Here is a 23,167-nt window from a genome sequence, read left to right as displayed (position 1 = left end):
ACGTGAGTTCCTGATTTTCCCCCATGACCGCTAGGGATTTCGTCTCAGCATGAGACGGAAAGGTCAGGCCTTCTGTCGCTTCGCGGGCACGACCGCGTTCTGGGCAACCATTTCTTCAAGCCCTTGGCGCACTTGTTCCAGATGCGCCAGCAGCAACTTCGTGGCCGCCTTGACGTCACCGTTGGCCACTTCGTCCACCAGTTCGGCGTGACTGTGATCGTGCGTCTGGGCAATTCGCCAGCCGAGCAGATATCGCCCGACCGAGCCGCGAAGGTCCTCGATGATCTTTACCAATTGCGGGTTGTTCTCGTTGTCATAGAGCTCGCGGTAGAACTCGATCCGCATCTCCAAGAATTCAGAGCCCTCGTGTTCCTTGTCGAGCTTCGCGGCGAATTCACGCAGCCGTTCGATCCGATCGACGGTCATCGACTTCATCGACTTGCGAAGGGCGTGTGGCTCGAGAACCTCACGGAGCTCGTAGATCTCGCGTAGCTGCTCGATGCTCAGCGAACGGACGACCGCACCGCGACGTGGATGGAAATTGACCAGTCCTTCGGCTTCCAGCTGCAGTAGCGCCGATCGCACTGGAATCCGGGAGACGCCGATGGCCGTGGCGAGCGCCTCTTGCCGCAGGCGCTCCCCGGGCGCGAAGACGCCGGCCACGATCGCTTCCCTGATGACCTCGTACACCATCTCGCCAATTGTCTTGTAACCGACGGTAAGACGGGCCGCGAGTTCTTCGAGGTGGGGCCTGCTGCGTTCGGTGGCGTCAATTGTCATATTTGGCCTCAGCTTCGACGTTGCGGTAGAGGTTCGAGGGTAGCGGTTGGCACCCCCGTAGTCCGGGCGGCTCACAGAAATCCTGCGACCCGACCTCGGTGGACGTAGTGTTCCCACATCTTCCCGGGTCGATGACCCAAACCGTTGTAGCTCTCGGCGATGCTCGCGATCTCCTCGGGCGTGAGCGGAAGCAGCTTGCCGCCAAGTTGCGTCGCCAGCAACTGGGTCCGCGCGTTCTCCTCGATGTCCAGGCAATCCATGAAGAGCACGTCGATCCGGGTCCCTACGACCACAGTGCCGTGTGAGCGCAATAGACAAGCGCTGGCATCGCCAAGGGTGGCCGCGACCGCATCACCCTGCTCGCGGCTTCGAATATGAGTGGTGTCGGGATGCACGACCAGACCGCTGGGGAACTTATAGGCGAAATGACGCATCGGCAGCAACGGGCGGTCGGTCATCGAGAACGTCGTGGACATCGACGGGTGCCCGTGGCAGACCAACGAGACGTCAGGCCTGGCGCGGTACACGCCGGTGTGAATTGCCGTTTCCGCCGGTGGCGGAATCTCACCTTCCACCAGGTTCCCGTCCAGATCGACGACTAGTAAATCCTTCGCCGACAACGCTGCCCGACTCTGATCGCGCGGCTGGATCAGGACGTGATCGGTGCCGGGTATTCGCGCACTGAGGTGACCGCTGTAGTCGAGAACGCCATGGTGAACCAGCAGCCGGGTGCAGGTGACCAGATCATCGCGCAGCTGCGCGATATCCGAGACAGGCATATTGACGGGTTCCATTCTCTGATAGAAACTTTTGGATACCGTATCCTTCTATACCAGCCTGGGCAAGATCTGAATCGGGGAATCGCGATGCCAAATCGTTCTTGGGAATACCTGCTCACCGACGAAGACAGAGTCGTCATCGAGAATTCAGGCTATGGCGGCCGGGGCGGTTTCGGCAGCCGTGTCGCACTGTTGATCATCGATGTCACTGTCGGATTCTGTGGCGATCAGAACGAAGACATCGCGGAGTCGATGAAGAAGTGGCGTAACAGCTGCGGCAAGGCGGCGTGGGCGGCGATACCTGTTATCAACGACCTGGCGAGCACTGCCCGCAGGCATCGCGTGCCAGTCTTCTATTCAACGGGCACCCCCCACACCCGCGCCGCTGGCGATGCATTCCGGGCGGTGGCTGTCCAAGAACACCCGCCGCTCTGAGGATTCGAGAGCCGATCAGACCCGCCGCTACGACATAGTCGAGCCGTTGACACCGCAGCCGTCTGATGTGGTCATCCAGAAGACGAAGCCCAGTGCCTTCTTCGGCACGCCGCTGTTGCCGTACCTGATCGATCTCGGCGTGGACACCCTGATCTGTTGCGGGACCTCGACGAGCGGTTGCGTCCGCTCTACGGTGGTCGACGCTTTCTCCAATAATTTAAGGGTCATCGTCGTCGAGGACGCGACCTTCGATCGGGTCCAGACCTCGCACCAGCTGAACCTGTTCGACATGGACCAGAAATACGCCGACGTGATGCCGTTTGCCGAGGTTCGAGATCATCTCGATGGCGTTACAGCGATGGGAACCGCCAGATGATCCTCTCCGCCGACGAGACCGGCCCGTTGCTGCTGAGCAATGCCGATGTCATGTCCGTCCTCGATATGCGCGACGCCGTGCAGGCACTGCGGATTGGCTATGACGACCTGCGCGACGGTATGGCTACGTACGTCCCACGAATCGATACCTTCGCTCCGACCAAGGATCCAGAATGGTTCTATCAATTCGGCAGCATGGCCGGTGTCTGCCGGTCACTCGGCTACTTCGCGATCCGAATGAAATCTGACGTCGTCTCCTGGCCAAAGGGCGAGCGCCAACAGAAATACGCAGTACGACCAGGCCTCTTCTGCGGTCTGATCATGATGTTCGAGATCGACAGCGGCGCCCCGGCGGCAATCATCCAGGACGGCTATCTACAACATCTACGGGTTGGCGCAGCGGCCAGCGTCGGCACCGATCTGCTCGCCAGAGCCGATGCCTGCGTGCTCGGATTGCTCGGCTCGGGCGGCATGGCCGAGACCTATCTGCAGGGCATCGCCGAAGCTCGCACCCTGAGCGAGGTGCGTGTCTACAGTCCGACCGCGGCCAATCGCGAGCGGTTCGCGGCCGCCCAGACCGCAGCCCTCGGCATCCCGGTACGCGCTTACGACAGCGCCGAGGCTGTAGTGCGGGGAGCCGATATCGTCGCCACTGCAACCGATTCGATGAAGCCGACCTTCGACCCCGATTGGCTGATGCCCGGTACCCACGTGGTGTGCGTGACCAGGCGCGAACTCAGCGCGGAGCTGCTCGAGCGGAGCAACGTGATCGTTCAACTGGGCTACGAATCCATACCCCGCGGCGTTGACATCCCCTTCTTGGATTGGAAGGCAGGCGGGATGGCCGCCTACGTAACCGGAACGGCCGAGCAGCGCGCCAAGATTCCCGCTGGGACGGCGGCCGAACGCGGTAGCTACCCGACGTTGCTCGAGGTGAACGCCGGCACGGCCGCAGGCCGCACCGACGACTCGCAGATAAGCCTTTTCGTCAATACCGGAACTCAGGGGCTGCAGTTCGCCGCGGTGGGTGCGCGCGCCCTCGAACTCTGCCGAGCGAAAACCTCGGGCGCGCGCTACCACTGGATTGGTTCGTCGAAGATATCCGCGACTGATGCTTCTCGCACCGCTCAGCGGTCAGCCGTCAGCGGAGCCGCGGCAGAATCTCTTTTCCGTACAACCGCAAAAAGCGCTCCTGGTCCGGCCCCGGTGCGTGAAAGACCAGGTGGTTGAAGCCTAAGTCGATGTAACGCTGGATCGCGGCCACATGCTCGTCAGGATCGCTGGACACGATGAACCGGCTTGCGGCTCGCTCGATGGGCAGTTCGTCGGCCAGTCGTTGCATCTCGACCGGATCTTCGACGCCAGTCTTCTCATCGGGAGACAGCGCCAGTGCGCCCCAGAAGCGGGTGTCGGTGAGCGCTCGATCAGCATCTGGGTCGAAGGAGACCTTGACCTCGATGAGCAGGTCCAGATCCTCGATGTTTCGGCCGGCCTTCTCGGCACCTTCGTGCACCGCAGGCAGCAGAGTGTCGGTGTAGAGCGTCTGCGGCTTACCGCTTGTAGTGATGAAGCCGTCGCCTTGACGGCCTGCGAGTCGGGTCGCCGCGGGGCCGGAGCCGGCAATGTAGAGCGGCACCGGCACCTCGGGTCGGTCATAGATCGTGGCGCGCTCGACGCGGTAATACGTCCCGTCGAAATCGACTCGTTCTTCAGCCCAGAGCAGCTTGATGAGCTCGATCGCCTCCTTGAAGCGGGCGAAGCGTTCTTTCGCGTCTGGCCACTCGATGCCGAGCGGAACTTCGTTCATCGATTCACCAGAGCCGATACCGAGAACGACCCGGCCCGGGAACAGGCAGCCGAGAGTGGCGAAAGCCTGCGCAACTACGGCCGGGTGGTAGCGAAAGGTAGGCGTGAGCACGCTGGTGCCAATGATCAACCGCTCGGTCGCGGCGCCAAGGGCGCCCAGCCAGGGCAACGCCGCCGGCGCATGACCGCCATCGTGCCGCCAAGGCTGGAGATGATCGCTGACGAACACAGAGTCGAAGCCAAGTTCTTCGGCGAGTACGCCGTATTCCAACAGTTCGCGGGGGGCAAACTGCTCCGCCGAGGCCTTGAAGCCGAGCTTGAGCACAGGGTGATCCTTTACACGAGAGCATTATTGGATACGGGATACGATAATCCATCGAGTGGTCATGTCAAGCAACTGAAGCCTGCAATGCCAGACCGCCGCACGCCAACGAGGCGTACGGCGGTTTGGCATTGCGGCTGTTCCGAAACGAGCGCGTTGTCTAGGGGGGCCCTATGACGTTGCTCCGAGCGATGGAAGAGATCTGCTAAGACGGATCACTCCGCCGTCATCAGCATCGCACCTGAGAACGGCCCGACTGCGTTGGCCCAAACCGCGACCTTCGCGTCCTCGACCTGGCGCTCACCAGACTGGCCGCGAAGCTGCTGGATGGACTCGATACAGAAGTTCGCCCCGTGGCGGCGTCCGACGTTGCATGCCCCGCCGTCGGTATTCACCGGCAACGACCCGCCCAACCTCGTGTTGCCCGCCTCGACGAACGGTCCCGACTCCCCCAAGCCGCAGAAGCCAAGTGCCTCCAGCCACTGGAACACAATGATCGTGAAACCGTCGTAGAGCTGGGCGCAATCGACGTCGGCCGGTGTCAGGTCGGTTCGCTTCCAAAGTTCGCGCGAGGCGTGGAACGGCGAACTCTGGCTCATGTCATCGAGGTTCTCGAACGTCGTGTACTTCACCGACGAGTAGGACGCCGCATCGACGAAGACCGGCTTCTGCTTGAAGTCGTGAGCACGTTCTGCCGTCGTGTAGATCACCGCCGACGCAGAATCGACCGGATAGTCGCAATCCAGAATGTGAACCGGCGTGCTGACGTAACGGGAGGCCAGATAGTCCTCCATCGTCAGCGGATCACGGAAGATTGCATCGGGGTTCATCGAGGCGTGATGACGCTGGGCGATGACGTGCGCGCCGAACTGTTCCTCGGTCGTACCGAAAATGTCCATATGCCGTTGGGCAGGCAGGGCGGCAATCGACTGCAGGGGTGATACCGAGCCGAACGGAGCAGTGAACTGTGCGTCGCCGCCGGCGTAAGTCGGTTTGCTACCGCCGTCATGTGCGAGTTGCTCGGCCGAACTCATCCGCTGGTTGATGATCCGCAGCGTCAATACGGTGTGGCAGAAGCCCGCCTTGATCGCCGCGACAGCCTGCAATGCGGGGCCGATATACGAAGGTCCCGCGGTCCCGTACCAGTTCAGCGGGCCCATGCCAAGCATGTAGCCGAGGTCCATCGGGTCCACGGTGTCCAGGCCGTCCGGTGCAGGCCCGGCCACGCCCCACAACAGGGCCACCCCGTCCATATCCTTCGGAGTCATACCAGCATCGGCCATGGCCGCCTTTGAGGCTTGAATGGCCAACTGCCAGGACGTGAGCCCGGTTCGACGTCCGGTAGTGGAGTATCCGACGCCAACCGCCGCAACCCGATCCGTGCCTTTCATTCGGAAACCTTCCCTGCGCTGGACTCGTTCGTGCTGGTAGCTGGGCGGAACAGCGGGAGCGTGAGACCGCTGACGACCTCGGTTATTGCGACTTCGAGGTCCATTCCAGTACGGACGTCCTCGCGTGGGCAGTCGATGATGTTGGTGGTCAGCCGCAAACCGGGCTGTTCGACAAGTTCGACCACCGCAATGTTGTAAGGGATCTTGTCGACGAAGTAGGGGTGAAAAGCCTGGGTGGCCCAGGTGTAGCTGTAAAGCGTGGCGCGACCTGACACCTCCTCCGGCTTGAGGTCCATCGCCTGGCAGTTGTCACAAATCGGCCGAGGGTAATGGACGAAGTGCCCACAGTTCTGACAGCGAAGAATCCGGAGCTTTCCCTCGGCGAGGGATTCCCAGAAGAACGCGGTGAGGGCATTGGGCAGCGGCAACGGTGGGGCAGTTTCTGCTGACAGGCTGGCAGTGACGGTCATCGATCACGCTCCGGCTCGAGTCCCCGGCGAAGGAATCGCCAGGGCAACACTCATACCGAGCTTCATACCGTAACGGACCTTCAGGACGCAATGAGTTGACCCACGCAGCATTGACACCGCTTAAGTGCCAGACCTAGTGTCGCCAACACCGGCCTCTTGGAAAGAAGTACATGAAGAACACTCCGCTCGGGCTTTTCCTGCTGCTGGGCGGCCTGTCTGCAATAGGTCCGATCTCTACGGACCTCTACCTGCCGGCGCTACCCACGATCGCACGCGAACAACACGCAAGCACATCCCTCGTTCAGCTGACCTTGACAGCGTGCCTGCTTGGGCTGGGCATCGGGCAAGTGATCGCCGGGCCGCTGAGCGATCGGCTCGGCCGCCGCCGCCCACTGCTCGTCGGAATGAGCCTGTTCGTCATCTCCTCTGCCGCGTGCGCCGTAGCCCCGTCGGTCGAGGTCCTCATCGCGACCCGCGGAATCCAGGGCCTCAGTGGTGCCGCCGGCGTGGTTATCTCGCGGGCGATCGTACGTGACATGTTCGAGGGACCAGCATTGGCCGCGATGATTTCGCGTCTGATGTTGGTAATGGGAACAGCGCCCATTCTTGCGCCCTTGGGTGGCTCATTGCTCTTGCGAGTGAGTAGTTGGCGGGGCCTGTTCGCGATCATGACGGGGTTCGGCCTGATCCTCGTCGTCGGCACTTATTTTGCGGTCCCTGAGACCCTGACCCATCACGCTGAAGCCGACGGGCAGAGTCTCGCCGCAGCTCACCCCGCGCACCAGCCCATCTCGGTGAGCCTCCGGATCCTGTTCACGAACTCGCGGTTCGTCGGGGCGGTCATCAGCGGCGCCTTCGCGATCGGTGGCATGTTCGCTTATATCTCCGGGTCTTCCTTCGTCTTCCAGGACGTCTTCAACCTGAGCCAATCCACCTACGCCGCTATCTTCGGGCTGAACGCCCTGGGTCTGATCGCTTTCAGCCAGGTATCAGCAGCCGTGGTGAATCGCTACTCCCCCCACACACTCCTGCTGACCGCAACTCTGCTGAGCAGCGCCGGCAGCCTCACGCTGCTCTTCGGGGCAATGGCCGGGGCGGGCCTACCACTGATCATTCCGGCACTTTTCCTGGCGATTTCTTCGGTCGGCCTGGCGTTGCCGAACGCCACTGCGATCGCGCTGTCGGGCCCGCGGCACCTGGCGGGAACGGCGTCTGCCACCCTCGGACTCGCCCAATTCGGAGTCGGAGCGGCCGTTGCGCCACTCGTAGGCGCCTTTGGAGTATCGGACGCAGTGCCGATGGCGACCGTCATCGCCAGCTGTGGCGTAATTGCCGTAACTGCCGCCGTCTTCACCGCCGGTCGCGCCCGTCGGTCACAGCCATCGATTCAGCTGGACCCGGTAAATCCACAGCTGGCCTGAATCAAGCCTGGCCGCACTACCTTGCAGCTACTATCGAACCGGATACGGTATTGCGCGAGGATGGAGCACCGCATGGCGGCACAGCCCAATGGAGTCTCGACACGGCCACGTCAGCGGCGTGCGCGGGGTTCGATAACGCCTGAAGAAGTCATTCGTGGCGCGTTCGAACTCTGTGAAACTGAGACTGTCGAGGGTCTGAGCATGCCCAGGCTGGCGCAGCACCTCGACGTCGGTGTCACCAGCATCTACTGGTATTTCAAGAGCAAAGAGGATCTGCTCAATGCGCTGAGCGAAGAGGCCTTCAAGCGCTTCTACGGTCAAATGCCCGCACTCGCCGGCCGCAAATGGGACGACGTCCTGCGCAGTTTCTTCACAAATTTCCGCGGAATTCTGCGCGAGGACGACGTCCTGTGCGATCTGACGATCATGCGCGGCGGCGTCTACGGCGACGACACGCTGGTACTTACCTGGCAACGAATCGAGGAGATCCTCGAGATTCTCGTTGATGCAGGCTTTAGTGAAGATTCGGCAACATATGCTTACTTCACTTTGTCCGTGTACACCCGCGGTTGCCTGTACATCGAGCGGTCGATGCGGCCAATGGGTATCGACCTGCAGGCGCCACACCGCCGGGCGACTCTGGCGTCGACGACGATGCCCGTGCTGGCCAGAGAATTGAAATCACACTCTTGGTACATGGTCAGCGACGACGACTTCGAGTTCGGGTTGGAGAACACCCTCCGCGGTCTACGGTCCCAGCTGGCAACCGATCGCAAGCAGGCGCGCAGCGGCGCCTAGCGCAGACGCACACTAGCTCGCAGGGACCGAGTTGGCGATGGCCGCCGCAGTCACGAGTTCGCGTCGCAAGATCTTGCCGGTTGGTGAATGCGGCAGCTCCTGGAGAAAGTAAATCTCCTCTGGTGTCTTCGACGATCTGAGCCGCTCCCGGACGAAGGTCTGCAGCTCTTCCGCGGCCGCCGTCAGCCCGGGTTTGAGCACTACGAACGCGGCGATCCGCTGACCCCATTCCTCGTCGGCCACGCCGACGACGGCTACTTCGGCAACCGCGCTGTGCTGCTCCAGAACGGCCTCGATCTCGGCGGGCGCGATGTTTTCCCCGCCACGGATGATCGTGTCATCGGCCCGTCCACGGACGAAAAGGTAGCCGTCGGAGTCCAGATAGCCTTCGTCCCGAGTGGCAAACCACCCCTGAGCATCGGTCAAGACGCCGCTCTCGGCGTATTCACCGGCAACTTGTGGACCCCGGACGAAGATCAGCCCCAGCTCGCCTTCCGAACATGGCTGCCCGTCGTCTGCTCGGATCTCGATCGTCACCGATGGCAGCGGGCGGCCCACCGAGCCGAGCCGAGCTCGGACCAACGGGTCGGTGCTGGCAAGCGCTTCCCGATGGTCCTCCGGACCCAGGACCGCGATCGAGGACGACGTCTCGGTCAGCCCGTACGCATTGACGAATCCGACCTCGGGCAGAACGGCCAGGGCACGCGCCAGTACCGAAGGCGACATCTTCGCACCGCCGTAGGAAAGGGCGCGCAGCGTTGTCGGGCGGACGGAGTCCGAAGCTTCCAGCTCATCGACGATACGCGCCAACATGGTCGGCACCAGCATCGCGTGGGTAACGTGTTCCGTCACGACCGTGTCGAGCCAGTCCCGCGCGGAGAACCTCTCCAGGTAGACAACCCGACGGCCGCTGTAGAGATTCGACAGCAAGTTCGCCACCGCGGCTATGTGATACGGCGGCACGCTGACGATCATTGCCTCGTCGGCGCCACTGCTGCTGAAGTCCACTGAGTTGAGCACGTACGCGGCCAGGTTGCGGTGGCGCAGCAAGGCGCTCTTGGGAGCGGCCGTCGTGCCGCTGGTCATCAAGATGACCGCCACCGCATCGGTGTCGGGTTCGACTGGCGGTTGGTCGGCCGCTGGCAGCTCGGCGCAGAGTTTGATCCAGTCCGAAAGGCCGATTGACTGCGTAACGTTGGGCAAACCGGCGACGGTCGCATCGTCGCTGATCAGCAGCACCGGCCCCAGCTTGCCGACTGCTGAAACGAGCTGCTCGGGTGCCAGCCGGTAGTTCAACGGAAGCATCGCAACGCCGGCCGCGGAGGCGGCAAACAAGGCCAATGGAAAGGCCAAACCGTTCTCGCCCATGAACACAACGGTTTCGGCGCCGCTGGCGAGGACACAGCTCGCTCCGGCGTAGGCCTGGCTACGCAACTGCGCCCCGGTGACGCCGCCGGCGAGTGGGCCGAGCGCGACCCGGTCGCCGTGCCCTTCGGCCACCATGTCGAGCAAGGTCAACAGGTTCATGATTACCTACCAATCAGTAATCGAAAAGCTTACCGTAATGACATCGATATCTCCAGGCAATGCAAATTTCTATCAGCACAAAGAGCAACCGCCCCGGCTGTAGCGGTACCAGCAGGGGCGGTTGCGTCAATATTGCGGGCGGCAGTGAGTGCCGATCAGGACGCGCGAGGGAAGTTGTAGAGCTTGCGCGCGTTCCACTCGACCATCTTCTGCGCCTCGTCGTCCGGCACATCCACCAAGGCCTCTTCAAGGATCTTGCGGGTGTGTGGCCAGTTGCTGTCCGAGTGTGGGTAATCGCTTTCGAACATCAGGTTGTCGACACCGATCAGGTGCCGGGCAAAGATGCCCGCGTAGTCGGAGATCCAGCATCCGTACAGGTGGTCCTTGAAGATCTCCGAAGGCCTGACCTCACGGTTGACGTCGTTGTACCAACGGTGCCGCTCCCACACATAGTCGATGCGCTCGAGCATGTACGGCATCCACCCGATACCGCCTTCGGAAAGTGCCATCTTCAGATTCGGGAACTTGTGAAACACCGGGGAGAGCAACAATTCAGCCGTTGCGCTCATGGAGTTCAGGCCGAACAGCGAGATCGCGACCGCAAAGTTCGAGGTCAGCGCCTCCGGCGAGGCCTGCGGCGAGCCAGAGGTACCGAAGTGCAGCGAGAGCGGCATGTTCGTCTCTTGTGCGGCAGCCAGCATCGGATCCCAGTGATCGGTGTGCCAGGAAGGCAGCCCGAGGCGGTCCGGCAGTTCCGGGAAGGTGAAGCTCTTGGCGCCCTTGGCCGCCGTGCGCTCGATCTCGGCCACGCTGGCCTGGACGTCCCAGTAAGGAACGATCATGAGCGGGATCTGGCGATCGGGGGCCGCGGCGCACCACTCGTCAATGATGAAGTCGTTGTAAGCCTTTACGACCTCCAGGCCGAGCACCTTGTCCTTCGACGCGGCCATGACCTTGCCGGCGAAACCGCCGAAGTTCGGGAAGCAGAGCTGGGCATGGACACCTTCGAGGTCCATGTCCTTGAGGCGGTCGGTGATGTCGTGGCAACCCGGCAGCATGTCGTCATAGCTGCGCGGATCGAGGCCGAAGTCGCGCGGGTCCTTACCGGCCACCGCGTTCAGCGCGAAGTTACCGGCAACTTCACCCTCATAGATCCACGAGTCGTTACCGTCGGGCATCCGCTCGATTCGCGGGGCGACATCGGCGTACTTGCTGGGCAAGCGATCCAGGAAAACTCGCGGATGTTCGATCACATGATCGTCTACGGACACGATCTGGGCATCTACAGGGAGCATTTCTCCTCCTCCGGGCTGGCGAACAGGCCGTCGAGCTCTTATCGCAACACTCGCGGTAATGCGTACGGTAACTCCAATGACCCTCAATGTCACCAGTGCGAAACAAAGTTCTACGCGCTTGATAACAACGCGGGCCGCTGTGACGAGTTTGTGACAAGTTCAACTCTATGCCTACCCGGGCGTGGCGGAACCTTGTCGAATCGAATAGGGGAGCGTTTACTACAGCCGCGGCGCTCGCCTGAGACAGCCGCATTTCCAGCTTATTTCGTATTCCGGAGGAATTGCCATGCGCTGCGAAGGGTCCGTCGCCGTCATTACCGGCGGGGCAAGCGGCTTGGGTGCCGCCACCGCCCGCCAACTCACTGAAGCCGGCGCCGCCGTCGTCATCATGGATCTGCCCAGTTCCGCCGGCCCCGCGGTGGCTGCAGAGATTGGGCCGCGCGTGGTGTTCGCACCCGCTGACGTCACCGACGAAGCCTCGGTGACGGCCGCCCTCGAGCAGGCGGATCAACTCGCCGAGCAAGAAGGGCCGATCCGGATCCTGGTCAACTGCGCCGGTGTGGCCACCCCCGGTCGGATCGTGGGACGGTCTGGGCCCTTGCCGTTGGCGACATTTGCCCAGGTTGTCGCGATCAACCTCGTCGGAACGTTCAACGTGCTGCGCCTGGCCGCCGTCCGCATTGCCGCCGCCGAGCCCATTAACGGTGAGCGCGGCGTTATCGTCAATACCGCCTCAGTCGCCGCCTTCGAGGGCCAGATCGGTCAGGCTGCCTACGCCGCGTCCAAGGGCGGCGTCGCCAGCCTGACGCTGCCAGCGGCCCGCGAACTCGCCAGCTCGTTGATCCGGGTCGTCGCGGTGGCGCCAGGGCTCTTCCACACCCCGATGCTCGACGGACTCCCGCAGGAAGCCCAGGACTCCCTGGGCCAGCAAGTACCGCACCCGGCGCGGCTCGGCGATCCGAGCGAATACGCCGCTCTGGTCCAGCACATCATCGAGAATCCGATGCTCAACGGCGAGGTGATCCGGCTCGACGGTGCTATTCGGATGGCACCACGCTGAGATCCGCTAGAGCAAAATCTTACGGTGCGTAGTACGGTGCGCCTTACTGTATTACGGCGACGTTACGCGTAGCTCTATCAGCGAGCCCGAGGAGTGGATCATGGCCAAACCGGTTCCAGCCTCGGGTTCAGCTAGCGCGTTCCTCTGGCAGGGCGCCGCCCGGCAATGCGGCGCGATGCTGCTCGCCCGCGGATAACAGGAGGACCGAGCAATGCAGACACAGGTCGGCCGGATCGCCATCGTCACCGGGGCAGGTCGCGGCGTCGGTCGAGAAGAAGCGTTGCTGCTTGCCGCTGAAGGCGCGAACGTTGTGGTGAACGATCTGGGCGGCAGTGGCGACGGCAAGGGCGCCGACACCGGCCCCGCTCAACAGGTCGTGGATGAGATCATTGCGGCCGGCGGCGCCGCCGTGGCCAACACCGACGACGTTGCCACCACCGACGGCGCGCAGAACTTGATCGACACTGCGGTGAACACCTTTGGCGGCTTGGACATCCTGGTCAACAACGCCGGCATCCTGCGGGATCGGATGCTCGTCAACATGTCTGAGGACGACTGGGATTCCATCATGCGGGTGCACCTTCGGGGGCACTTCCTGACGAGCAGGGCTGCGGCCCGCTACTGGCGCAACGAATCCAAAGAGGGCCGGGGCCGTGCGGCAGCGCTGGTGAATACCTCGTCGACGTCAGGGCTGTTCGGCAACGCCGGCCAGACAAACTACGGTGCGGCCAAAAGCGGCATCGCCAGCTTCACTTCGATCGCCAACACCGAACTCGAACGCTATGGCGTGCGTGCGAACTCGGTCTCACCATCTGCCCGTACCCGTCTGACGATGACCGTACCGGGAGCTGAGGAACGCTACGAGCAGCGGGCCGCTGCCGCTACAGCCGAGTTCGACGAGGATGACCCGGCCAACATCGCACCGTTCGTGGCGTACCTGGCAACAGCGGACTGCCCGATCGCCGGACGGCACTTCTTCGTTCGCGGCGGAAAGGTTTATCTCTTTCAGCCGTGGGCAATCGTCGATTCGATATCAGCCGATCATCGCTGGACGGTTGAAGAACTTCAGAAAGAAGCGGCACATTTTGCCGACTTCCCGTTCTCACTCAACAAGCCCTACTGAACTGACCACGTACGCGTGGAGGAGGTCACCCATGGCGTCACCCGTTCTGCATCTGCTGTGGTCCGATGAGCGGACCTCAGCCCAAACCGAGCCGCGCGAAGATCTCGATTATCGCCATGACGCCGAGCGGTCGGCAGAGATTCAGCCGCTGCCGCAGCTGCGGCGCTGCGAGCTGTTCGCATCGCTGGACGATGACGAGCTCGGGCAGCTCGCAACGGAGCTGAGCTTTATCGACGTGGTCGAGGGCGAGACTGTCTTCGAACAGGCCGAGCAAGCGGAGTACCTGTATGTCGTCATCTCCGGACGCGTAAAACTGCGTCGCCGGACGGCCGACGGCCGACTCGGACTCGCCGCCATCGCGGGGCCCGGGGACTGCTTCGGTGAGCTCTCGTTCCTCGATGCCGGCCCGCGTACTGCAGATGCCATCGCAACCACAAGCAGCAGGCTTGCCCGGGTTTCGCACGACGTCTTCGCCGACTGGTCGGCGCGAAGCCCCGGCCTCGTCCTGCAGTCGCTGAACTTCATCGCGCGGCGCGTAAAGCGCGCCTACGACGAGCGGGAGGACCTGCTCTTCGCCGACATCAGGACGCGCGTCTCGAAGCAGATCCTCGCCCTCTCCGATCGCTTCGGCTCGGTCGATGCCGAGAATCGCGTGGTGTTGCAGCACGGCCTGACCCAGCAAGAGCTTGCCCAGCTCGTGGGCTCCTCGAGGGAAACCCTCAGCAAGGTGCTGGCGGAATTTGTCCGTCGTGGCTGGATTCTCGTCGAAGGTCGGGCGATCGTCATCATCAATCGCCCGCGGCTCGAGCGGCGCGCCCGCTGTCGGCGACCCCCGCGCTGACCGCGGTCCACCCCCAAACTGGAAGGCTCGCCGATGAAACCCCTAGAGGGCATCAGGGTTCTTGATCTGACGATGTGGGCGTTCTGCCCCGCGGCGGCGGCAATCCTGGCCAGCTGGGGGGCAGACGTCATCCACATCGAAAATCCGGCATCGCCGGACCCGATGCGGTTGTTCTCCGGCGGTTCGTTGGAACCGGGCCGGGCGAACTGGATGTTCAAGCACTATAACCGCGGCAAGCGCGCCATCGCATTGAATCTGGCGAGCGATGAGGGCGTTGCCGTATTGCATCGCCTGGTCGCCGATACCGATGTATTCATAACGAGCTTTCTCCCCAGAACGCGCCAGAAACTGCATTTCGATGTTGACGATCTGCGCGCCATCAATCCGAATCTGCTGTACGCGAAGGGCACCGGGGCCGGCCCACTGGGACCGGAGTCGCACCGTGGCGGCTATGACGGTGCGTCCTGGTGGAGCAGGGGTTCGCTGTCGCACACCGCGATGGCGGTTACCGAAACCAATACACCGCCCGGAATGATCGGGCACGGCGACGGGATGTCCGGGCTGGTGTTCGCTGGTGGAATCGCTGCCGGTCTGCTGCAGCGTGAGCGCACCGGAGTAGCTCCGGTCGTCGACTCCTCGCTGATGGGTACCGCGATGTGGTTCAACGCGCCGGCGATCATCAGCAGCAAGTTCCCGCCGGGCGAGCAGTTCTTTCAGTCCAAACCTGCACGCGATCAGGTTCACTGGACTGGAAACAGCTACCGGACCTCGGACGGCCGCTTCCTGCTGCTCTCCCTGCTCGGCGATCACCAGAACGAGTGGATCGACTTCTGCCAACACGTCGAACGGACCGACCTGCTCGACGATGCCCGCTTCACAACTGCCCAAGATCGCGGGGCGCACAGCGCCGAATTGGTGGCGATCCTGGACGAGGTGTTCACCGGCAAGACGTACGCCGACTGGGGGCAGATCCTGCTCACGCTGCGTGGCGTCTGGGCACCCGTCCAGACTGCGGCTGAGATGCACGACGACCCGCAGGCGATTGCCAATCGCTTGATCTCTGACGTCGATTACCCGGACGGGCCGATGGCGCTCCCTTCGCCACCGGTGATGTTCGACAACGCGGCAACCACTGCCGAGCGTGCTCCCGACTTCGGCGAGCACACCGAAGAGGTGTTGGCCGCTGCCGGCTACGGAGCCGAGGCGATCGCGTCGCTACGTGCCGCCGGGGTCATTGCCTAAACCTCGTTGGGCCCTACGCAGCCAGCTCGATGAGGGCGCCGTGGGTGACGTCGGGGTCGATCAGCAGTGACAGTCGGCCGAATTGGGTGAACCGGATGTCTGATTCGACCAGGTAGCGCCGCGCCTTGTCGAAATCGGCGACCGTGAACGTCGTGCAGAACATGCGCGCACCGTGTCGCTCGATGAACCCGCCGATAAGGTCGGTCGTGCTGTTGGTTCGCGATCCGACGAATTCGAGGGCGTGGTCAGCAAAGGCAATTCCGTGCCCCATCGCGTTCAATTGCGGGCTTTCACGGGTGTACGTCTCACGTCCGACGAGGGCCGCGACATCGGCCGCTGCCACCGCGGGTTGCTTCGACGCGATCTTGATTGTGGCCGGCCCGGTGATGCCCAATGGATGCTCGTCTGACCAGTAGGTTGGCTGCCAGCCTGCTACATCGCGATCGTCGTTGTCGAAGTGGTGCTCGGTCAACTCGAGACAAACACCGTGCAGGTCCTTGGGATGAGTGAAGACATATGCGCCCTCCACCCGATCGGTAATGCGAATGCCGCGCTCGGTGATGGTCTGAATCGCCTCGTTCAGAGAGGGAACGGTCCATTCCATCGAGTGCCAACCGGGGCCGTTCTTGCCGACCCATTGGCCGATCGCGAGGTCGGGGCTGGTGGCAGCGAAGATCTCGATGCATGTTCCGCCGATCAGCCAGAGCGCATTCTTGCCACCGAAGGCGACTTCCTCCCACTCGCGAAACACCTTGGCGCCGAAAACATCACGATGGACTGCCAATACGGCGTCGTAGTCATCGGCGAACACGTTCACGTGACCCAGTCGTTCGACGTTCAGTGTGGCAGCCATTGCGGATCTCCTCTATCTGGTGGTTTCAGGTACTGCGGGTAGCTTGGCCGGCGCCGCTGACGGCGAGAACAGCCGGCCACAGACCAATGCCGGAATCGAGCACCAGTCGGCCAAGTCGTCGATTCCAGAATCGCTCGTCGCCGTAGTCTGCGCCCCAGGACCACAATCGCTTGGTGAGCTGACCCAACGGATACTCAGCACTGATGCCCATCGCACCGTGCACCTGATGGGCACTAGCGTTCGCTCGCATGGCCGCGGTGGTGCAGCGCGCCTTCGCTATCGCTGCTACTGCGGTGACGGCAGCGGAATCGGACGCCGAGCCACCGGCAGACCCCGCGGCAGACCCCACGGCAGACCACGTGTCAATGGCGAGCGTGGTGATGGCGGCCGCGGCCTCGGCCTCGGCCGCGATCAGCGCCAGGTGATTCGCCACCGCCTGAAACTCGGCGATCGGGCGGCCGAACTGAGTCCGCTGGCCTGCGTAACGGACGGTCATCGTCTGTACCGCCCGCAGCGCCGCAGCGCTTTGTATCGCACGGCCTAGAGCGGCCCGCGCCAACAGATGAGCAGGGGTCAGCAGGGGACCTGGGGATCCGATGTCACCCTCGGCGACGGGTACATCGAGCGCTATCAGCTCATCGCGCGGTTCGCCGGCGAGATTTGATCCGAACGCCACCTCGCATCGGCTGCGGTCCAGGCGGACTGCCCGGAACTGGCCACCGAGTGGCGCCAAGACCAGAAACTCCTCGGCGTGCCGGGCAAAGGGAACGCGTTGGACCCGTGCAGTGATTCGCCATCCATCCGCTGTTCGTTGCGCCGAAATCAGATCATCGGAGGCGACGGGTACCAAGGCAACGGTTAGCAGGCGATCCACCGGCAAGCCGCTCTGCTCAGCAAGCCAACCTGCCACGAAACCAGTTTCTACAACAGGGACGGACCGCGCACCGGCCGAAACCGCTTCGATGACAGCAACCTGATCGGCGATCTCACCACCGGCACCGCCGGCGTTCTCGGCTATGCCCACCCACGGCATTTCGGCCGTCGCCAGAAGGTCCCAGAGGGGGTCGAGGTTGCCCGTGTCAGTGGCTTCGAGCGCGGAGTCGAGTGTCGAATCCACCATGCTCGCAATAGTTTCGGTGATCAGATCGGTCATGACCGCCGGACTTCGCGAGAAACGATGCCGCGCAGGATTTCGTTCGTCCCGCCGCGCAAGGTGAAATTGGGTGATTGAAGCAGCGCCTCGTCGAGTAACCGCCGATACGTGAGGCTGTTCGCAGCGGGCAGCAGCTCGGCTGCCCGGCGGGCGACGTGTACCGAGGCCTGCTCGAACTGAGTGCCCAGGTCCTTGACCAAAGCCGCCTTTACCACGGGCGCGGGACCGTCCTGCAGATCTCGAGCAACGCCGGCCGACATCTCGCGCAATGTGACGAGGTCGGTCAGCAAAGCACCAATGTCCTCGATCAAACCGGGATCTGCGCCGTCCGCGGCTCGGCACAGCTCGCTCAGCAGCGGCATCGTCGACAGCAGGCGTTCCGGGCCACCACGTTCGAAAGCGAGCTCGGTCGTGACCTGGGACCAGCCGTTGTCGATCTCACCGAGCACCATCTCATCGGGCACGAGTACGTCGTCGAAGACCACCTCGTTGAAATGGTGTTCGCCGCTGATGGAACGGATCGGGCTGATCAACACTGCCGGATCGGGCAGCTCGACGATGAACTGGCTCAACCCGTCCGTCCGTCGCTCGCCGCGCGACGTACGCGCGAGCACCACGATCGCGTGGGCGCGGTGGGCACCACTGGACCATAGCTTCGTCCCCTGCAGGAGCCAGCCGCCATCGACGCGGCTCGCTCTTGTGCGCACGGCCGCGAGGTCAGATCCCGCATCGGGCTCGGACAGGCCGACCGCAAAGTAGGCCGTACCTGCCGTGATCCTGGGCAGCCAGTTCTGCTTCTGAGCAGCCGTTCCGTGCCGAACCAACGCCGGACCGATCTGGCGTTCGGCGAACCAGTGGGCAGCAACCGGCGCTCCAGCAGCGAGCAACTGCTCGACCACTACGAACCGTTCCAGTGATGTTGCGCCGGCGCCGCCGTACTCGCGCGGCAACGTCATACCGACCCAGCCCCGGCCGGCGAGGCGCTGGCTGAATTCCGGGTCGAAACCGGTCATCCAGGAATCACAGCTTGCCGTGAAATGCCCGTCAGCCAATTCTTCGCTGATGAAAGCGCAAACCTCAGCCCGCAAGCCCGTGGCCGAGTCCTGGATGGGGGGCAGAACGTCAGTCACGCTGCCTCCTCGGTAGCTACGGCAGCCACGTCAAGCAATTGGTGAGCGCCGCTGGCTGCCTGTGGGGCGAGGACCAAGCAATTGACGCGCGATGTCGACTCCGGTAGATCTAGGTGTCACAGTAGATATACCAGCGATAGAACCCCTACGCAATCGAAGCATTCAGCTCTGCCGGGGTACTGGAATTGAGCAGCGGCCGACCTGGTCACTACCTGAAAGCAACTACTCGAAACGGTGATATAGCGTGAGCGAAACCTTGGGAATCTTCGTCGACGGTCAATGGCGCGCGTCGAGTTCGCCGGCGACGATCGACGTCGAGAACCCGGCCAACGGTGACATCATCGCATCGCTCCCGGCCGGCAGCGAAGCCGATGTCGCCGCGGCCGCAGGCGCCGCACAAGCAGCATTCGCGTCCTGGTCACAGACAGATCGGGCCGAGCGGTTGGCTCATCTGCAGCGGTGGCAGGCCGCCTTCGATGACCGGAGCAAGGCAATCGTCGAGACGATCGTTGACGATCTGGGCGCTCCGACCAAGATCGCCGAGCGGGTGCACCTAGCGCTGTCGAGTTCCGTCATAGCGGACACGATCGAGATGCTCAGCGCTGATGAGCCCACCGAGCAGATCGGCAATTCGGTCATCGTGCGCGAGGCCTACGGCGTCGTGGGCGCAATCACACCCTGGAACTACCCGCTTTATCAAGCGGTGGCCAAGATCGTCCCAGCGATCGCCGCGGGTTGCACCGTCGTGCTCAAGCCGAGCGAGGTTGCACCGCTGGCCGCGTACGAGTTGATTCGATCGGCCGAGGACGCGGGCCTGCCGGCTGGCGTGCTGAACCTCGTGTCCGGCCGAGGCCCGATCGTGGGCGAGGCACTGGCGAGCGACCCACGGGTGGATCTGATCAGCTTTACCGGATCAACGGCAGCAGGCCGACGCGTAGGCGGCCTCGCAGGCGGTTCGCTGAAGAAGGTAACGCTTGAACTCGGTGGCAAGTCGGCCAACGTGCTGCTGCCGGACGCGGACCTCGGCAAGGCCGTCAAGGCCGGTCTTGGCGATGCGTACCTGAACTCCGGCCAAACGTGTCGGGCGTGCACTCGGATGCTCGTCCACGTCGACCAGTTCGACGAGGTCGTCGACCGGTTGCGATCAGAGCTTCCGTCCTGGTCGGTAGGTGATCCACGAGACCCTGCAACCCGACTCGGCCCGCTGGTCTCTGCGCTGCAGCGTGATCGCGTCGTTGGCTACCTCGACAAGGCCGTGGCTGAGGGCGCCGCCGTGATCGCCGGTGAGGTCGAGCAGCACACGCCGGCCGGTCCCGGGCACTTCGTGACGCCGGTCGTGTTCGGCCCGGTCAGCAGCTCGATGACGATTGCTCAGGAGGAGATCTTCGGCCCGGTGCTTTCAGTCCTGACGTATCGCGACGAGGACGAAGCTCTGCGAATCGCGAACGACAGCCAGTACGGGCTGGCCGGCAGCGTGTGGTCCGCTGATCCCGAACGCGCGACGAAGTTCGCTCGGGGCATGCGTACCGGACAGGTCGACATCAACGGCGGACGCTTCAACGCGCGGGCACCGTTCGGCGGCTACAAGGCCTCCGGCGTCGGGCGTGAGTTGGGACGCTACGGGCTGGAGGAATTCCAGCAGGTCAAGGCGCTGCAGCTCTGAATACCCGACTGTTGGGCGTCCCGCAGAGCGGGGGTGGCGTCAGGCGTGCGCGCTGGTGAAAGCCAGCATGCGCTGCCAGGCGTCACTGCAGGCATCGGCCCAGTCTCCGAACGACCGGTCGAAAAACGAGTGCGGCGCGCCTTCGTAGACGTACATCTCGTGTTCCTGGCCGCGTTCGGTCAAGCGCGCGTCCATCTCGTGGAACTCCTCCTGCGGCGTCCCGTCAGCTCCAGCGACGAGCATCAGGACGGGCAGGTGGATCGCGTCCTCGACGTCGGCGACCAGCGAGGGCCGGCCGTAGAACCCCATGCAGCCGTTCAAGTCGAGGTCGCTGGCCGACAACCGCCAGGATTGGCTACCACCAAAGCAGAAACCGACGCTGAACACCGGACCGGCCGCCTGCTCCTTGAGGTACGCCGTCGCCGCCTTGGCGTCGAGTGCAACGTGCTCGGGTTGCACCTTGCGAATTTCGGTCTGCCAATCAAAGCTGTCATCGCGCTGGCCGACGCCCAGAGTCCGCCCGAAGTAGTCGATCGCGACTGCGTTGAAGCCGGCCTCGGCGAACCGGATCGCGAGCTGCTCGTAGTACGTGTGCAGTCCGCGGACGTCGGGAAGAATTACCACGCTCTTGCCATTGGACTGCGCGGGGACGGCGCGATAGGCGGCGAACTGATTACCGTCGCTTGCCGTCAGGGTCAGCAGTCCGTGCTCTGACACCTCGCCGACCGTCGGCGGGCTGGGTGGGCGGCTGTCGTCGTCATGGCACATGGTGTCTGCTCCCCAAATCTGTGGCGGTCTTCGAAACGTGCGGTCGAGAAAACTCAGTAGGCAACGCTGAAACGTGATCGGACGTGCTTGGGGTCTTCTGCTTCGTCAATGATGGCGACGGCGAAATCTTCCTGCGATATCCGGCTGTCGGCTGGATCATCGACCAGCAGCTGATCGCCACCGATGCGAAAGACTCCAGTGCGCTCTCCAGGTTCGATCTTGAGCGCGGGCGAGACCGCAGTCCAGCTGATGTCTGAGACCTGCACGATCTTGCGATACGCATCAAGAGCCGCACCGGAAGTTGGCGCTACGAGGCCGCGTTCGGTGTTGTAGTCGAACAGCAGGCGTCCGTCGGTCATGATCAAGCTGCCGGCGCCGATCACGATGATCACGCGCTTGGCCGTCGAGGACCGCACGGCTTCGAGCACATCCTCGATCTGATTGGAGTTCCAGCGAACGCTGACTATCGCGACGTCGTGATCGTTCAAGGCAGCCGTCAGGCCCGTAACGTCGTGAGTGTCCGCCGCGTGCGGGGTCAACTGCGCCGAGACTGGCAGCTTGCTGGTGTCGCGAACGATGCCGGTGACCTGATGCCCCCGTTGCAGAGCCTCCGCCAGGACCTTGGACCCGATGTTCCCGGTCGCCCCGATCAATGCGATCGAAAGTGACGGAGTTGATGCCTGTGACGAGCCAGATGCGGTCATAAGACTGCCAGTATGTGACGCCCGGAGGATGCAGATCAACGGCATATGACGTAGCTCCCGTCGCCGTACTGGCAAACTGGCCACATGATTCCAGCGCGACTGACCACGCCGCCCCGTCCTTTGACCCTGGACGGCCACAGCCTGACCTCAGTGGGGAAGCTGCGGATGTACGTCTGCGGAATTACGCCGTACGACGTGACGCATCTCGGTCATGCGTCGACGTATGTGTGGGCTGATCTCGCTGACCGCGTACTGACCTGGCAAGGGCACACGGTCACGGTCGCCCGCAACATCACCGATGTGGACGACGTCTTGTACGAAGAGGCGCGTCGTCGGGGCGAATCAGCGACCATGCTGGGCGCGATGCAGCGAGCCTCGTTCGAAGAGACCATGGCCGTGATGCGGGTCCGCACGCCCGACCACCAGCCGACCGCGGCGCAGGCCATTGGCTACGTCATCCAGCTGGCCGCGGCACTTCTCGTGCAGGACAAGGCGTACGTGCGCGGCGGCAGCGTGTATGCGCGCACCGCGGCCGCCGGGGCCAGTGCCGGATTCGACGAGGCCACGGCGCTGCGACTGGCCGCAGAGTATCGGGATGCACCCGATGACCCCAACAAGGACCATCCCCTCGATATCGCTGTTTGGCGATCGACGGACGGCGACGGCGAGGTGTTCTGGCCAAGTCCGTGGGGTCCGGGGCGCCCTGGCTGGCACGCCGAGTGTGCTGCGATGGTGCTGTCGCTGTATGGGCCGTCGGTGGATCTTCATTGTGGTGGCGCCGACCTGGTCTTTCCGCACCACGCCTGCGAGCAGGCGCTCGCCGAGGGCGCCACCGGGGTAACGCCCTTTTCGCGCGCATGGCTGCGGGCCGGGACCGTTCAGATCGACGGCGCGAAGATGTCGAAGTCCACCGGGAACCTGATCCTCATCGACGATCTGCTTGCCGACTACTCCCCCGCTGCGATTCGACTGCTCTGCCTGAATCGCCCCTGGGCGCAGCCGTGGTCCTACACGCGCGAGGCGCTTGATGAAGCCGCGGCTTTGTTGGAGCAGCTTTACTCGGCCGGCAGCACCGTCGGCGGGCTCGGCTACGTGGCGGCGACCGCAGTTGAGACCGCGATCGCTGACGTACTGCTCGCCGATCTCGACGTCCCGGCCGCGGTGGCGCTTGCCATCGACAGCGGCGGCAGTATCGCCCGAATGTTGATCGAGCTGCTGGCCCTAAGCTGAG

23 protein-coding genes are annotated in these 23,167 nt (G+C 63.2%); 11 read left to right on the top strand and 12 right to left on the bottom strand.

Features of this window, described 5'->3' with window-relative positions; translation table 11 throughout:
- Nucleotides 1-63 precede the first annotated feature (63 nt).
- Both ACSMXN_RS01165 and ACSMXN_RS01160 read right to left on the bottom strand, forming a co-directional pair.
- A complete protein-coding gene (locus ACSMXN_RS01165) occupies nt 64-780 on the bottom strand; it encodes a GntR family transcriptional regulator (protein ID WP_022915390.1) in 717 nt (238 codons plus the stop codon).
- Between the two features lie 71 nt (nt 781-851).
- Complete coding sequence (locus tag ACSMXN_RS01160; protein WP_196811440.1) at nt 852-1,559, bottom strand: class II aldolase/adducin family protein; 708 nt, start codon at nt 1,557-1,559, stop codon at nt 852-854.
- An 87-nt stretch (nt 1,560-1,646) separates the two neighbouring features.
- Between ACSMXN_RS01160 and ACSMXN_RS01155 the strand changes: the two genes are divergently transcribed.
- The 3 genes from ACSMXN_RS01155 to ACSMXN_RS01145 are packed head-to-tail and all read left to right on the top strand — an operon-like array spanning nt 1,647 to nt 3,599.
- Nucleotides 1,647-1,994, top strand: a complete 348-nt coding sequence (locus tag ACSMXN_RS01155; protein WP_455407670.1) for a hypothetical protein — start codon at nt 1,647-1,649, stop codon at nt 1,992-1,994.
- Entirely contained in the window at nt 1,951-2,370 is a 420-nt protein-coding gene (locus ACSMXN_RS01150; protein ID WP_455407669.1) for an isochorismatase family protein, read from the top strand. Before ACSMXN_RS01155 ends, ACSMXN_RS01150 begins: the two co-directional genes overlap by 44 nt.
- Nucleotides 2,367-3,599: an ornithine cyclodeaminase family protein gene (locus ACSMXN_RS01145; protein WP_455407668.1), complete on the top strand. Its 1,233-nt coding sequence runs from the start codon at nt 2,367-2,369 to the stop codon at nt 3,597-3,599. The genes ACSMXN_RS01150 and ACSMXN_RS01145 overlap by 4 nt, the downstream gene beginning before the upstream one ends.
- Here the strand turns inward: ACSMXN_RS01145 and fgd are convergent.
- The 3 genes from fgd to ACSMXN_RS01130 form a co-directional block, all read right to left on the bottom strand.
- Nucleotides 3,511-4,500: a glucose-6-phosphate dehydrogenase (coenzyme-F420) gene (fgd, locus tag ACSMXN_RS01140; RefSeq protein WP_022915394.1), complete on the bottom strand. Its 990-nt coding sequence runs from the start codon at nt 4,498-4,500 to the stop codon at nt 3,511-3,513. The two genes, ACSMXN_RS01145 and fgd, sit on opposite strands and share 89 nt — an antisense overlap.
- 212 nt (nt 4,501-4,712) lie before the next feature.
- Nucleotides 4,713-5,888 carry a thiolase family protein gene (locus ACSMXN_RS01135; protein ID WP_022915395.1) on the bottom strand — a complete coding sequence of 392 codons (1,176 nt, stop codon included), beginning with the start codon at nt 5,886-5,888 and terminating at the stop codon, nt 4,713-4,715.
- Nucleotides 5,885-6,358: an OB-fold domain-containing protein gene (locus ACSMXN_RS01130; RefSeq protein WP_022915396.1), complete on the bottom strand. Its 474-nt coding sequence runs from the start codon at nt 6,356-6,358 to the stop codon at nt 5,885-5,887. Before ACSMXN_RS01130 ends, ACSMXN_RS01135 begins: the two co-directional genes overlap by 4 nt.
- Before the next feature lie 170 nt (nt 6,359-6,528).
- On the opposite strand from ACSMXN_RS01130, the gene ACSMXN_RS01125 reads away from it, so the two are divergent.
- Both ACSMXN_RS01125 and ACSMXN_RS01120 read left to right on the top strand, forming a co-directional pair.
- Entirely contained in the window at nt 6,529-7,779 is a 1,251-nt protein-coding gene (locus ACSMXN_RS01125; protein ID WP_022915397.1) for a multidrug effflux MFS transporter, read from the top strand.
- A gap of 72 nt (nt 7,780-7,851) precedes the next feature.
- A complete protein-coding gene (locus ACSMXN_RS01120; RefSeq protein WP_027139951.1) occupies nt 7,852-8,577 on the top strand; it encodes a TetR family transcriptional regulator in 726 nt (241 codons plus the stop codon).
- 12 nt (nt 8,578-8,589) lie between these two features.
- Here the strand turns inward: ACSMXN_RS01120 and ACSMXN_RS01115 are convergent, their stop codons facing one another.
- On the bottom strand, nt 8,590-10,104 hold the full coding sequence (locus ACSMXN_RS01115; RefSeq protein WP_022915399.1) for a class I adenylate-forming enzyme family protein: 1,515 nt from the start codon (nt 10,102-10,104) through the stop codon (nt 8,590-8,592).
- A gap of 155 nt (nt 10,105-10,259) precedes the next feature.
- Nucleotides 10,260-11,399, bottom strand: a complete 1,140-nt coding sequence (locus tag ACSMXN_RS01110; RefSeq protein ID WP_022915400.1) for an amidohydrolase family protein — start codon at nt 11,397-11,399, stop codon at nt 10,260-10,262.
- Between the two features lie 286 nt (nt 11,400-11,685).
- Between ACSMXN_RS01110 and ACSMXN_RS01105 the strand changes: the two genes are divergently transcribed.
- The 4 genes from ACSMXN_RS01105 (at nt 11,686) to ACSMXN_RS01090 (ending at nt 15,665) form a co-directional block, all read left to right on the top strand.
- Entirely contained in the window at nt 11,686-12,459 is a 774-nt protein-coding gene (locus ACSMXN_RS01105) for an SDR family NAD(P)-dependent oxidoreductase (RefSeq protein WP_022915401.1), read from the top strand.
- A 211-nt stretch (nt 12,460-12,670) separates the two neighbouring features.
- Nucleotides 12,671-13,582: an SDR family oxidoreductase gene (locus ACSMXN_RS01100; RefSeq protein ID WP_022915402.1), complete on the top strand. Its 912-nt coding sequence runs from the start codon at nt 12,671-12,673 to the stop codon at nt 13,580-13,582.
- A 31-nt stretch (nt 13,583-13,613) separates the two neighbouring features.
- Nucleotides 13,614-14,423, top strand: a complete 810-nt coding sequence (locus ACSMXN_RS01095) for a Crp/Fnr family transcriptional regulator (protein WP_455407667.1) — start codon at nt 13,614-13,616, stop codon at nt 14,421-14,423.
- Between the two features lie 33 nt (nt 14,424-14,456).
- Entirely contained in the window at nt 14,457-15,665 is a 1,209-nt protein-coding gene (locus tag ACSMXN_RS01090) for a CoA transferase (protein ID WP_022915404.1), read from the top strand.
- A gap of 13 nt (nt 15,666-15,678) precedes the next feature.
- Here ACSMXN_RS01090 and ACSMXN_RS01085 read toward each other — a convergent pair whose 3' ends face one another.
- The 3 genes from ACSMXN_RS01085 to ACSMXN_RS01075 are packed head-to-tail and all read right to left on the bottom strand — an operon-like array spanning nt 15,679 to nt 18,801.
- Entirely contained in the window at nt 15,679-16,518 is an 840-nt protein-coding gene (locus ACSMXN_RS01085; RefSeq protein ID WP_022915405.1) for a VOC family protein, read from the bottom strand.
- Nucleotides 16,519-16,543: 25 nt separating this feature from the next.
- Nucleotides 16,544-17,671 (bottom strand): acyl-CoA dehydrogenase family protein, encoded by a 1,128-nt coding sequence (locus tag ACSMXN_RS01080; protein WP_022915406.1) that lies wholly within the window; start codon nt 17,669-17,671, stop codon nt 16,544-16,546.
- Nucleotides 17,668-18,801: an acyl-CoA dehydrogenase family protein gene (locus tag ACSMXN_RS01075; RefSeq protein WP_022915407.1), complete on the bottom strand. Its 1,134-nt coding sequence runs from the start codon at nt 18,799-18,801 to the stop codon at nt 17,668-17,670. The genes ACSMXN_RS01080 and ACSMXN_RS01075 overlap by 4 nt, the downstream gene beginning before the upstream one ends.
- A gap of 244 nt (nt 18,802-19,045) precedes the next feature.
- On the opposite strand from ACSMXN_RS01075, the gene ACSMXN_RS01070 reads away from it, so the two are divergent.
- Nucleotides 19,046-20,464 (top strand): aldehyde dehydrogenase family protein, encoded by a 1,419-nt coding sequence (locus ACSMXN_RS01070; RefSeq protein ID WP_022915408.1) that lies wholly within the window; start codon nt 19,046-19,048, stop codon nt 20,462-20,464.
- 39 nt (nt 20,465-20,503) lie between these two features.
- Here ACSMXN_RS01070 and ACSMXN_RS01065 read toward each other — a convergent pair whose 3' ends face one another.
- Nucleotides 20,504-21,232 carry a dienelactone hydrolase family protein gene (locus ACSMXN_RS01065; protein WP_022915409.1) on the bottom strand — a complete coding sequence of 243 codons (729 nt, stop codon included), beginning with the start codon at nt 21,230-21,232 and terminating at the stop codon, nt 20,504-20,506.
- Between the two features lie 53 nt (nt 21,233-21,285).
- Nucleotides 21,286-21,936: an NAD(P)H-binding protein gene (locus ACSMXN_RS01060; protein WP_022915410.1), complete on the bottom strand. Its 651-nt coding sequence runs from the start codon at nt 21,934-21,936 to the stop codon at nt 21,286-21,288.
- Between the two features lie 84 nt (nt 21,937-22,020).
- Between ACSMXN_RS01060 and ACSMXN_RS01055 the strand changes: the two genes are divergently transcribed.
- A complete protein-coding gene (locus ACSMXN_RS01055) occupies nt 22,021-23,166 on the top strand; it encodes a cysteine--tRNA ligase (RefSeq protein WP_022915411.1) in 1,146 nt (381 codons plus the stop codon).
- Nucleotide 23,167 lies beyond the last annotated feature (1 nt).

Source organism: Parajatrophihabitans canadensis (genome assembly GCF_053764775.1).
This window is presented reverse-complemented; position numbering and strand designations above follow the sequence as displayed.